The following is an 11,944-nucleotide window of genomic DNA, read 5'->3' as shown; positions in this document are numbered from 1 at the left end:
CCCCTCTACTTACTTGTATTATTCAAATATTCTTTATGCATCCTACCCCAGCCACACATGCTATCCAAAACTGTAATTAGGGATTTGCCATGTTCTGAAATACTATATTCCACCCTGAGTGGAAGCTCATGATAACTCACCCGGTCGATAAGCTGATCCTCTTCAAGCTCCCGTAATTGTTTAGCTAACGTACCTTGGGAGACATCTGGGATAATCCGTCTAAGTTCACCAAATCGTTTTGTGCCATCTATCAATAAAATAAATAAAATGAGCGGCTTCCACTTTCCACCGATCTTTTCAAGTGTTGTAAGAACCCCGGTTAATCTCGGCTCCAGCAAATCCATGCGATCCCCTCTTTCGATAGTTATATAACTGTATGTTCGAACCAGCTAGTACGAAAAATCGTACCTAGTACGAAAAAAGTGCGTACTGTGCAGGTTATATTTTATAGCTAATAATAAAAACAAAACTTAATAAGTCCAATTAACTATGAACGGAGAAGATAAATATGTCCACTATTTCATTAAAAAACCAGCGCATCGTCATTATCGGAGGAAGCTCCGGAATAGGGCTTGCGACTGCCAAACAAGCGATTGAACAAGGCGCAGCTGTCATAATCGCTGGGCGTTCACAAGATAAATTAGAGAAAGCTCAACACCTTCTGGGATTCGATTCTGTTGAAATTCATTCACTAGATAATCAAAATGAACAGGACTTGAAGGATTTCTTTGAAAAAATCGGCGTTTTTGACCATTTGTTCACTCCGGGAGCCTCCTATGTTAGAGGACCGATTACTTCTAGCTTGGAGATTGCACACAGTTGCTTTAATGCAAAGTTCTGGCCGCAATATAATGCTGTAAAGCATGCCATCCCTTCTATCAACCCAACAGGCTCCATTGTTCTTATGTCCGGCGCATTCAGCCAGCGTCCACTTGCAGACGGTGCCTCCTATGCAGCTTGTAACGGCGCGATTGAAAGTCTGGGAAAAGCATTAGCAGTAGAATTGGCTCCGATTCGGGTAAATGTCATCTCCCCTGGAACCATTCATACCAACTTTAATTGGGAAGGCGCAGAACAGGAAACTAGAGACAAGGCTTACGACGAATATACGAATATCAATATCCTTGGGAGGGTTGGTCATGCCGACGAAGCAGCACATACAACGATTTATTTGATGACCAATAGCTATACAACAGGAAGTACTTTATTTCCGGATGGGGGATATATTTTGCGATAAAAAACAGCTGAGTCAATAAGTTGGAAACGCTACTTATTGACTCAGCTTCTTTAGTTTAAAGAGTCAGGGAGAAATTCCCTGATTATCAGCCAGGGGATCATTTCCCCTTAGTTACGATCATAGTAAATTCAAAAAAGGAGCATAATCTCAGTTGAATTTTAATTTCTATGACTACTTCGTAGTAAAGATTATACGAATTACATCCTCCTGAGTCTCCTTAATTTTATATATACCGATTTTTTCAGCAGCGCTCACTAGCGCTGTGATATACTCAGGAGTTGAATTTATTTTTCGAGCAGAGGCCTTCAGATTAATGGAGAACTCATCCCCGTTCTCGTCAACATCAAGAGATTTCACATAAACTTTAAATACCTTTACATAATGCTCATAGTTAACCAAATGTTCTTCAGTAACACCTTGAAATGAAACATTTACTTTCAAGGATTCCGGCTTCAGGAAGCTCACCTTACCTGCCTTGTCTACCTGCCCTACTTCAGGATTCAACACTTGATATTCAACTCCATCAAGGATTGTAAAATCCATCCCATTATCCATAGTGACTAGTAAATTAAGACGTATATCGATAGCTTCTGGTCCGATTAATGTCAGATAGTCACTTACTTCATGCTTGATCGTTTGTCCAGCCTCTTTCCCGGCGAACATAATCAATGGACTATGTACACGTCTATTCCATGACTTCTCTTCATGTGTACCCAAAGGGTCCATCTGAAAGAATAGATCCTTCCCTAATACAAATCCCTTCGACTTTAGTACAGTCACAAGCGGATCAATTGGCATTCCTTCGGTTACGCCCATGTCGAGCCAAATCTTCAATGCAGGCTTCCCGGACTCTTTCGCCAACTCATCCAATATACGTCCATTGCTTACCCAAGTGGCAGGGGATAAAGCCCCTATCGCTGAGAAGGTCTCCGGGTGCTGATACCCCATCCATAAAGCCTGAATAGCACCGAATGACGATCCCATTATCATCCGGTGATCCCGATCGGGAATGGTCCGGTAAGCACCATCAACATAGGGAATAACTGTATTGATAAAATATTGGGTAAATTCGGCTGCACTCGCTCCATCCGAAGGAATAGACTCATCCGGAAATGGAACATACTCCATTCCCCGTTCTGATCCATCACTTGAAGCGACTCCTATCACGATAACCTTCTCCATGGTTCCATCAGCAACGAGCTGATCAATAATCTCCTCAACTCTCCATTCTTTGCCTAAAGAGCTGGTATTTGTATTGAAAATATTCTGCCCATCGTGCATATACACAACAGGATAACGCTCACTGTCAGCTTCATAACCTGCAGGTAAATAAACAAATATTCTCCGCTCACCTATATTTTCTATGTGCACAGTACCTTTTGCCGCCCCCACATTGGTTGGGTTCTCCGATGCATTAGAAGTATTGCTTATCGTTGGATTGGGGGTTGGTGATGTAGCAACTTTTTCATTTACATTTTCGTAACTGGAACATCCCGAAAGCGCTAACAAAACTAATACTGCAAACCCCAAAAAGCTCCATCTAAATAATCCATTTGAATGCATAGAACCCCTCCTGATTTTTTGTTCAAACGTTTTCACAACTCTTATTATACAGGATTTATATGGGATTATGAACATTTTTTCACAAGTTGGGGAGCGTTATAAAGCGCTCAAGTTTAATTGTATTTCATACAACTATAATCAAACAGAAGGCTCGATCACTGGATATAAGTGTATTTCGTGCAGTTATTTTCTGAAATTACTCCCTTATAAGTAGATTCTCTAGTTTTTAGTTGTATAAAGTACAGTTAAAGTCAGGATTATTCTTTGGGCACTCGAAATAACTGCACAAAGTACAGCTATTTCGCAGATTCCTTCAACATCCCACACCAACATCCGACACCAAAAAAATCAAAGAAGCAATCAGTCAGCTTCCACTAGCTCATCATTTGCAAAAGCAAACCTCCCCGCAGACCAAAAACACCAGACAATGATTCTTCACGAACTGAAGGATCATTGTCTGGTGTTTTATTCTGATTCAGAAAGGGTTGTTTTGAGACAATCTCTTCTTTCCAATTAGTACTGTTGTCTTTCCTCGTAGGATACGAACAGCATTCTACGTTGCACATCCATAAGCATACGAATCACCCAACTTGCTAACAAGGCAACAACAAATCCAGCTACTACATAGGAGATATATTGTTGGGATAATGTCCAGTCGATCTGGAACAAAGCAAACACACTATTCTCTAAAATGTTCAAATCCATGGTTTGCAAGAAAATCTGGTGCAGCACAGGTAGTGTAATCAGGCCCAGTGCAGCCGCTACTACAGTTACTGTTATTGAAAAGAAAATAATGCTGGATACGAATCGCCCCATAATCAGCATGACGTTACGGGCAAACTTCGCTCCATGAAAACCTAACTTCATTCGTTGCAGGAAGCCCGCTCCCTCTAGCTGCATATCCGATCTGGCCTCTTCACTAGGTCTAGGAATATCTAACAATGATCTGACCAGCTCTTGCTCAAATTGTACGATGTAATCCAATCCCTTAGCTACTGCAAAAAACAAAGGAATTCCGATGAATAATGGGGTTAACGCAATGGATAACGTCAGCCCTGTCACCATAAACACGAAATATACAATCGTAAGCGGCAAAGAGATTAAGAAGTATAAAATACTCCGATATGTCTTTGGACTTGCTCCACGTTTGCGCGTTTTGGATTGGGGTTGTGATTCTGCTGGAATATGCATGGAATCAAGAGCTCCCATCGGCATAGTGTATAACTTATCATTCATTTCTATTGTCCTTCCTCTCACGTTTTTCAATTAATCTCATTATACGTGGGAAAAAGAAGGCTCAAAACAGTCTTGGGGCTGGAGTCATACCAGACTAAAGGCTAGGATTTGTTGCTCAAGGCGCATAATTAACCGGATTTATGATTTTGCTAGGCTACAGCCCCAACTTATTTCCCTTTTCCAGCCGCACAATCTGCTGTTCGCCATTATCTGCCAGCTCTCTGAACTGATTAATGGTTTCACGCATTTTGGGGAGAGCTTCCTGCTTATAAGTACTGATGGAATCGAGAGCGGATAGCACATCTGTAAAAGCTTGCTTTAATGTATCCACTGAAATACTTGATTCTAACGACTGTTTATGGATTTCCGCCCCTTGGTTTTTCAACATTTTTGAGGTACCGCTGATCAGGCTATCGGTGGTTTGATTTAAAAGTTCGATCTTTTTCAAAACAATTCGTTGATTATACAGCGCACTAGCTACCGTAACCGATATTTTCAAGGCAGACACGGTAACATTTCTAGCTCTGTCCACCCCTCTGATCAGCTCTTTATTATTTCGAATAACCACCTCTATGGCCATAATTCCTTGTTGATTCACTACAAGCATCTGTTGCAAATCCATGACACGCTGCCGCAACGGAAAAAGCACTTCTTCTGTAATGAACCGAACTTTCTCCTCATCCTCATCACGCAGCTTAGCCGCTTCCAGTTGCGTCTCTATCTCCTGATCCATCAGCATGCCGAGCTGAATTTCTTTTTGTAGCTTTTTTGTAAGTTCCCGAAGTGCCTGTTGCTCAAATTCCAGCGTAGTATTATCGTTCTTCAAAACGGTCTTACCCTTGTCTAAAGAAATTATAATATCTGAAATGACAGCATCCGCCTTTTGATATTTAGCAAAATAACTACGTAATGGATTAAAGAACTTCCCAAGAAAACCCGTCTTGGCAAAATCTACTGCACTGGGATCCAAATCCTTCAGCTGGAGATTAAGCTCCGTCAAACCTTTTGCTACTTGGCCGCCTTCATCCCCTGTCTTTGATAAATTCCCCACTGAAACCTGCAACAGGGAGTTTTTGTCCGAAGAGGATCTCATCGTTTCCATACCGAAGCTATCAATGGATTGCAGCACCGCTTTCCGCTTATCCAGTGACTCTAAATTCAGATCCAGAATGGCGGAGACATTGTTTACTGCCAGTGTTTTCAGTTGTGATACTTCCTCAGGCTCAGGTTTGACCTGCTCTTCAATTACTGATTTCAGCTTTTCCTGACTTACGACTTCCATGGTAAACGACATAGAACCCCTCCTATAAAAAATAGCTTACATTTGAACATTGAGCAGGTTGCCGATTTTATAGACTACATCATCTGTATCTGCATTGATGTTGGCCGCTTCATTTATACTCGAAATACTCTCAAGCGCCTTAATATTCGCATTGTAGCCAATCGTGTAAATCGGGATTTTGTAGGTCTCAATAAGACCTCTGATATCATTCAAGGAATGCCCTTCATTGGTCTCTCCATCACTTAATACAAAGATCAACGGCTTCAAATCCGGATTTAGCTGTAATTCCGTTTGAAGCATATGGATGGCTACCGCGATCCCGTCAAAAGTAGCCGTCCCCCCATTTGCTTGTAGACTGTCAATCGCACCAACAAACATGGACTGCTGGTTCGTGTCATATTTTCCAATCGGAAGATTGATTGTAACGTTATCAGAGTAAGAGACAAAACCAATGCTGTTATCCTTGCCCAAGTACTTCTGGCCTGTTAATAAAGATTGCTTTAAGCGGTTCAAGGGTTCCCCGTTCATACTTCCTGAGACATCTGCCACAAATACTGCGGCGATAGGTTTATTGCCATTTTTCTTCTCTTTCCACAGCTTCTGAGCTGAGGATATGAGACTGCCATCCACTGTACTAAGCTCTGATTGGTAATCATTAAGACCATTGAAGCCTTTTTTCTCACCCAGCTCCTGGTATTTATCCTGTTCAACAAACTCAGCAAACTTCTTAATAATATCGAGTTTTTCCTGAGGAAGATCACCTAAAGCATAAAGCGGGCTGTCATGTCTTACACCAAAAGGAGTGAATACATACCCCCCTTTCAAATCTGTTGCATTCAAAAAGATCTGGTATTCTAAGACAAAAGCATCAAGCTTACCGGTTTTTGCAGCCTCTCGCATCTGTAAAGTGGTTGAGGCAATAAAGGGAACATTTGCTTGGAATTTCTCAAAGCCCTGCACCGCTTGCTCACCAAGTAAGTCTGAACCGCCAAACGTCCCAAGCGCTGTTACCAGAAAGTTTAAACCCGTAGAACTGGCAAAAGGGTCGGTATAGCCCATTGATAATTCATTATTTGCTATGGCATCTGTAACCGTCTTGACGTTTAAAGAACCGTATTTCTCTATTAGTTCATCATATTTCGCCTTACTGGTAACAATACCAGCTACATTACCTACAAGACGTTTAGTGATTAGCTGAGTGTTCATCCCGTTTGCTTTTACCATTTCGCCCCACAGCTCATTTGAAGGGGTAAAGGCATCTGGCACATACTTCCCAGATCTTATGTAATCTGTCGCTGTACCTGAAGCAATATTACGGATTTTCACAGAAACATGACTCCCGTTCACCTCAATATTAGAGTTGTTAAAATCTGTAGCAACTTCATTTAGCCAACCATCATTACCCGTTCCTGATTTCTCTGTAGAAGAAAATATCTCTACAAAGCTATCTGTTGTATTGTCTACGGATACAGGAAACTTTGAGATATCTGGTAGTGAATCCCCAATCGCGACAGGATCCAGATCAATCTGGCCTTTGATTTGCTCAGCAGTGGTCACGTTTATGTTCTTATATAGCTTCTCAAGCTGCTTCCCCGCATCTTCGGAAGAAATCTGGGTTTTGGTTTTTCCTATATTAGAAGTCAAGGTGATTCCAAAATACACGAGAGCAAAAACTACCACCGTAATGGTCCCTAAAACTGCTACTGTTTTTCCTTTATTAGCCATACACATCTCCCCTTCATTGCTTATAGAATTTCGTCTGCTTGATCAGCTCATCGATTTCCTTCATACAAGGCATCTCTTCAACATCTGTATAATCTGTACTGTCAAGTAGCGATATTTCCAGCAGCAGCTTATCCAGCTTCAGCAGAATCTCTTCATTTGCCCCAAGATACCCTGTTACGTAGGCTAAATATTCATTGTACAAAGCTGTCTTTTTTTGCACCAGTTTATCTGAGAACTGCGAGGGTCTATGCTGGCTGGAGAAAAGGGTGAACTCTGAGGCATCAAATACACTGAGTTTATTCAGAATCCCTCGAATGTTCAGGTAAAAAAGCTTTGCTACTTCATAACTGACTGCATTAAATTTTTTGAAGCTAAGTTCAGTGGATTCGAATCTCTGACCTAAAACATCTAACAAGGTACTTCTCTTCTTTTCCATCCGGGATATCTGATCTAGAGCAAGCGCAATGTCTTTTTTCAGCACTTTGACATTTTTGTATTGAGTAAGCGCGGCTATATAATCCTCATAAGATTTCAGTGTTTTCACAGCAGGGATAGATGAAGGTTTAAACAATAAAATATAACTTCCGTAAAGAACAACAAGTAGACTAACAAACAACAATGTCACACCTAAAGCTATTTCAAATACACTGGTTCCTCCGATTTCCACCCCTAATAAACCTGGTGACAACACGATAATGTTCAGTAGTACCACACCGAGAATAAGTCCCAACAGCTTTATGGCTCTAACCCCGTTCATCACAACCACCTCCTGCATCCCAGTCACTTCTATTGTATGGAGCAATTTCTGTTATTACGTCTCTTCATTTGCTATATGCTAAAAAAATAAGGAATTAATCAACAAAAAAACCTTAACAGGCAATAAGCCCATTAAGGTTAACGATCCCTATTTTATACCCACGCATCATTTGAATACCCGCGTTGCTCCCAATATCCCGTATGATCGCCTTCGATCAGCTCAATCCGGTTCAGCCACTTCACAGACTTGTATGCGAACATCTTCGGAACGATTAACCGTACAGGACCGCCGAGATCGCTAGGAATCGGCTTTCCATCATGCATTACCGCGACCAGCACATCATCCATGTCGGCTTGTTCCAATGTGAGCGTATCCGTGTATACACCATCACCCGAATAGAATTTCACAGTCTTAGCTGTGGGCTTCACACCGGCCTGACTCAAAAGATCTTTTAGCTTGATTCCTTCCCAGGTATTCTTATAGACTGACCAGCCTGTCACACAGTGAAAATCACTCACCTGAACGGTCCGCTTCAGCTTTACGAACTGTTCCCAGTTCCACTTGAAATTCTGCTCCACAAGCCCATCTATCGTAAAAGACCAATTGTTGTTCGTAAACTCTGGAATCGGAGTGACTGTGTAAACACGGAATTGTCCTTGCGCCCCTCCTCCGAGAGGGGGTGAGGATGCCGCCAGTGGCTGGGGTGCAGGCAACAACTGATTACGATCACTTTCGATCAGCTTATCAATTGTTTCGCTGCCTCCGATATTTCCAATTGAACTGCCGAGCCATTTTATAAACGATGGACCTATAGTTACCGCAAGCCCAACACCAATCGATCCGCGTATGAAAGCTCTACGTGTATAAACCGGCTGCGGGGTTTCCCGATGATTCGAAGGGCTGCCTGTCTCAATGCCACTTTTCACTATCCGCCGGCTCGGTTCTTTAAGCCATTTTACCCGAGTCAAAGAATGATAAATAATATAAGGAAGGCCTATCCAGGTCAATAAGTCATGGACGATCAGAGCAACGTTCGATACATGTGGACCCACCACGCGGAATTGCCAGAGTAGTACTCCTGAAACGAACCAGCCGAGCAGCAATGAAAGTACAACGATTACATTAAAACGTTGCCAAGGCCGCTCCTTCAGTTGTTTCCAATGTTTCCCTGCCAGCAGCAAATAATAAATAACCGGAATGATCGAAGCGACACCGACCACGATATGAAGCCCTTTGATCCATACTCTGCCTTCCCCTAAGAAGCCACGCCAGAAGCCACCTACAAGTACAAGTCCTGTGAGTGTGAGCAACACAACCAGCCAGCCATTCCAGGTATGAAGCGCCCGAAGCTTTTTCCCGTATCCCTTGCGCAGCCGAGCCAGTAAAGGATTCATTACCTTTCCTCCTCTTCACTATGTATGCTCTAATAGCTCTTTCCTGATTCTACTCTAATAATGTTAGAAAAGACTTTGAAGCAGCTGTAAGAGGAACTCCACGCAGGGTAGCAATTCCTATGTTACGTTCTGGCAAAGGTGGGTCCAGAGGAATCTCGACAAGCTCACCTTTCTTCAATTCTTCGGTTACGTAATCACGAATAACAAAAGCAAGGCCAAAACCACGTTTCGCAAACTGAACAAGCAAATCCACACTTCCCAGTTCAAATTCAGGTGTAATCGTCAGATGATTAGAAGCTAAAAACTGATCCATATACTTTCTGGTGCTGCCACCCGCTTCTAAGCATAACAACGGATACTGTTGAATGTCTGCAAGCGGCATGGTCTTGTCCGCCAAATGACGAAAACCTTTGCCCCCTACCAGGCAATCTTGAAGCTGAGTACTTTTGCGAAAATCAATCTGTTTATCAGATGTCGGCAAGCTGACGATACCAAAATCAATTTTCCCTTCTTTTAAAAGCGTAAGTGTTTCTGGTGTCGTACGATTCGTAATATGAATGCGGATATTGGGAAATTGTTCATGAAATTGCTCCAAAAAAGGTAACAGATAATATTTGCATAAGGTGTCACTTGCTCCGATATGAATCTCGCCGCTGTTCAGATTGTTCATATCTGCGATCGCTCTTTCGCCCATGTCTACATGATGAAAGGCTTGCTCAATAAAGCTTAGCAGTACTTTTCCTTCTGTTGTTAAATCGACCCCGCGAGAAGTGCGAAAAAATAACGGGCCGCCCATTTTTTCTTCCAATTGTTTAATCGTGTGACTTACTGCCGGTTGTGTAATATTGAGTCGTTCTGCCGCAGCAGTTAAACTCCCAGTATTCGCTACCCAATAAAAAGAGCGATACCACTCCAAATTAATGTCCATCCCCACGTCATTACTCCACCTTATAATAGATATAACTTATATCAATTTTTCTAATGATTTAACTAGCATTATACTTAGTCCTGTAGCCAAAAACAAGCTTGGGAGGCGAAAACGCGTGACCGTAATTGCAATTGTAGGAGCAAACTGGGGCGACGAAGGAAAAGGAAAAATGACGGATGTGCTAGCTGCACAATCTTCCTTTGTCGTTCGTTTTCAAGGTGGTAGTAATGCTGGGCATACCATCATAAACCAATATGGAAAATTTTCATTGCATATGCTGCCATCTGGGGTATTTTATCCTTCCGTTACAAACATTATTGGACCCGGAACAGCACTTGATACAGAAGTCTTAATAATAGAATTGAAAGCTTTAACGGATAGAGGTGTGCCAAAGCCTAGATTATTCGTATCCGAACGGGCGCAAATCGTGCTTCCAATCCATCGTTTGTTTGATGAACTAGAAGAGGAACGTCTGGGATCTCAAGGATTCGGTTCAACAAAACGGGGAATTGCACCATTTTACGCAGATAAATATGCAAAGCTAGGCATACAGGTAGCGGATTTATTTGATACCGCCCGACTTGAGAAACGTCTTGAACAATTACTCGCTTCCAAAAATATTTTACTTGAGCATTTATATAAGAAAGCGCCGATCCAAATCTCGGAATTAATGATTCAGCTGCAAGAAGAAGCTGCACAGCTAGCGCCTTATGTAGCCAATACAACAGACTTGCTGCAAGAGGCTTATGCTAAGGGAGAGACTATCTTACTTGAAGGTCAGCTTGGGGCTCTGCGTGATCCTGATCACGGTATTTATCCTTACTCCACCTCCTCTTCAACACTTGCCGGGTTTGCACCTGTCGGTGCCGGTCTTCCTGCAGCAGCTATCACGAATGTCATCGCTGTAACCAAGGCCTATTCCAGTTGTGTCGGCGCTGGACCTTTTGTTACGGAATTAGAAGGGCCCGTTGCGGATGAACTTCGTACAAGAGGTGGCGATGCCGGGGAATTCGGGGCTACGACTGGCCGTCCTAGACGTATGGGCTGGTTTGATGCTGTAGCTACTCGTTACGGTTGCCAAATGCAGGGTGCCACTGAAGTCGTGTTGACTAATCTTGACGTGCTTGGTTATTTGGATGAGATTCCAGTTTGTGTGGCTTATGAGCTTGAAAATGGAGAGATCACCGACAAGTTCCCGGCTACGAATAAACTGAACTCTGCAAAACCGATATTCACGCATTTATCTGGCTGGAACTGCGATATCTCTCAGATCACCGACTTCGAAGATCTGCCAGAACAAGCTAAGCTTTACATTGATTTTATTGAAACCTCTATTGGCACGCGTATTACTACGATTTCCGTGGGTCCTAGACGCGAACAGGTCATTAATCGGATAACGAAATAATCATATACGTACTAAATCTCTGTAGAATTTAAAAGAAGCGCCTCTCTTATTAGAGAAGCGCTTCTTTGTTTTATTCATGAGAAGGGCTGCCTCATACGTAGAAAAATCCACTTTTGAGACAGCCTCTTTTTGTGTACTCTTTTTAAATCAACACGGCATCCACTTTCGTCTGCGGAGCCTTGTCACAGCGTTTACAGACCTTAACGACTGCTCCATCCGTTTTTTTCTTGGGATAAAGCAGCTTAATACGGGTGTTCTGACAGATTGGGCAAGTGCCCCTGCCCCTTGATGGTAAATTCCAAAGTGCATGTCCACGTTTTGACTTTGCCATGAATAAACCCCTCATTTCGGCCAACAATAGTCAACACTTTAATTCTGAAAGTGCTTCTCCAAAATGATATGTCGCAAAGACAGGCT

At 42.5% G+C, this 11,944-nt stretch carries 11 protein-coding genes; 2 read left to right on the top strand and 9 right to left on the bottom strand.

Annotation, left to right across the window (positions count from 1 at the left end; translation table 11 throughout):
- Positions 1-5 precede the first annotated feature (5 nt).
- Positions 6-344 carry a winged helix-turn-helix transcriptional regulator gene (locus NST25_RS12985; RefSeq protein ID WP_076126032.1) on the bottom strand — a complete coding sequence of 113 codons (339 nt, stop codon included), beginning with the start codon at positions 342-344 and terminating at the stop codon, positions 6-8.
- Between the two features lie 164 nt (positions 345-508).
- Here NST25_RS12985 and NST25_RS12980 point away from each other — a divergent pair, with 164 nt between their 5' ends.
- Entirely contained in the window at positions 509-1,237 is a 729-nt protein-coding gene (locus tag NST25_RS12980; protein WP_340394147.1) for an SDR family oxidoreductase, read from the top strand.
- Between the two features lie 171 nt (positions 1,238-1,408).
- Here NST25_RS12980 and NST25_RS12975 read toward each other — a convergent pair whose 3' ends face one another.
- From NST25_RS12975 to NST25_RS12945, 7 genes are all read right to left on the bottom strand, one after another.
- Entirely contained in the window at positions 1,409-2,800 is a 1,392-nt protein-coding gene (locus tag NST25_RS12975; RefSeq protein WP_340394146.1) for an alpha/beta hydrolase-fold protein, read from the bottom strand.
- 513 nt (positions 2,801-3,313) lie between these two features.
- On the bottom strand, positions 3,314-4,036 hold the full coding sequence (locus NST25_RS12970) for a sensor domain-containing protein (protein ID WP_076183547.1): 723 nt from the start codon (positions 4,034-4,036) through the stop codon (positions 3,314-3,316).
- Positions 4,037-4,190: 154 nt separating this feature from the next.
- The gene (locus NST25_RS12965) at positions 4,191-5,330 is read right to left on the bottom strand and encodes a toxic anion resistance protein (RefSeq protein WP_076279087.1); all 1,140 of its coding nucleotides are present in this window, start codon (positions 5,328-5,330) and stop codon (positions 4,191-4,193) included.
- 24 nt (positions 5,331-5,354) lie between these two features.
- The gene (locus NST25_RS12960) at positions 5,355-7,043 is read right to left on the bottom strand and encodes a VWA domain-containing protein (RefSeq protein ID WP_076279088.1); all 1,689 of its coding nucleotides are present in this window, start codon (positions 7,041-7,043) and stop codon (positions 5,355-5,357) included.
- 13 nt (positions 7,044-7,056) lie between these two features.
- Positions 7,057-7,800 carry a hypothetical protein gene (locus tag NST25_RS12955; RefSeq protein WP_076217794.1) on the bottom strand — a complete coding sequence of 248 codons (744 nt, stop codon included), beginning with the start codon at positions 7,798-7,800 and terminating at the stop codon, positions 7,057-7,059.
- 152 nt (positions 7,801-7,952) lie between these two features.
- Positions 7,953-9,194 (bottom strand): molybdopterin-dependent oxidoreductase, encoded by a 1,242-nt coding sequence (locus NST25_RS12950; RefSeq protein ID WP_339190749.1) that lies wholly within the window; start codon positions 9,192-9,194, stop codon positions 7,953-7,955.
- Positions 9,195-9,243: 49 nt separating this feature from the next.
- Positions 9,244-10,122 (bottom strand): LysR family transcriptional regulator, encoded by an 879-nt coding sequence (locus NST25_RS12945; RefSeq protein ID WP_036686616.1) that lies wholly within the window; start codon positions 10,120-10,122, stop codon positions 9,244-9,246.
- Positions 10,123-10,237: 115 nt separating this feature from the next.
- On the opposite strand from NST25_RS12945, the gene NST25_RS12940 reads away from it, so the two are divergent.
- On the top strand, positions 10,238-11,527 hold the full coding sequence (locus tag NST25_RS12940) for an adenylosuccinate synthase (RefSeq protein ID WP_340394145.1): 1,290 nt from the start codon (positions 10,238-10,240) through the stop codon (positions 11,525-11,527).
- A gap of 142 nt (positions 11,528-11,669) precedes the next feature.
- On the opposite strand, the gene NST25_RS12935 is transcribed toward NST25_RS12940, so the two are convergent.
- Positions 11,670-11,858 carry a hypothetical protein gene (locus tag NST25_RS12935; protein ID WP_036686376.1) on the bottom strand — a complete coding sequence of 63 codons (189 nt, stop codon included), beginning with the start codon at positions 11,856-11,858 and terminating at the stop codon, positions 11,670-11,672.
- Positions 11,859-11,944 lie beyond the last annotated feature (86 nt).

It is taken from the genome of Paenibacillus sp. FSL E2-0190 (assembly GCF_037992965.1).
Lineage (GTDB): Bacteria > Bacillota > Bacilli > Paenibacillales > Paenibacillaceae > Paenibacillus_AQ > Paenibacillus_AQ odorifer.
Note: the sequence above shows the minus strand (reverse complement) of the source record. Positions and strands in the feature narration are given on the sequence as shown.

Excerpts from the sequence above, each read along its gene's own strand:
- NST25_RS12985 (WP_076126032.1), bottom strand. The coding sequence starts at position 344 with ATGGATTTGCTGGAGCCGAGATTAACCGGGGTTCTTACAACACTTGAA.
- NST25_RS12980 (WP_340394147.1), top strand. The coding sequence starts at position 509 with ATGTCCACTATTTCATTAAAAAACCAGCGCATCGTCATTATCGGAGGA.
- NST25_RS12975 (WP_340394146.1), bottom strand. The coding sequence starts at position 2,800 with ATGCATTCAAATGGATTATTTAGATGGAGCTTTTTGGGGTTTGCAGTA.
- NST25_RS12970 (WP_076183547.1), bottom strand. The coding sequence starts at position 4,036 with ATGAATGATAAGTTATACACTATGCCGATGGGAGCTCTTGATTCCATG.
- NST25_RS12965 (WP_076279087.1), bottom strand. The coding sequence starts at position 5,330 with ATGTCGTTTACCATGGAAGTCGTAAGTCAGGAAAAGCTGAAATCAGTA.
- NST25_RS12960 (WP_076279088.1), bottom strand. The coding sequence starts at position 7,043 with ATGGCTAATAAAGGAAAAACAGTAGCAGTTTTAGGGACCATTACGGTG.
- NST25_RS12955 (WP_076217794.1), bottom strand. The coding sequence starts at position 7,800 with ATGAACGGGGTTAGAGCCATAAAGCTGTTGGGACTTATTCTCGGTGTG.
- NST25_RS12950 (WP_339190749.1), bottom strand. The coding sequence starts at position 9,194 with ATGAATCCTTTACTGGCTCGGCTGCGCAAGGGATACGGGAAAAAGCTT.
- NST25_RS12945 (WP_036686616.1), bottom strand. The coding sequence starts at position 10,122 with ATGGACATTAATTTGGAGTGGTATCGCTCTTTTTATTGGGTAGCGAAT.
- NST25_RS12935 (WP_036686376.1), bottom strand. The coding sequence starts at position 11,858 with ATGGCAAAGTCAAAACGTGGACATGCACTTTGGAATTTACCATCAAGG.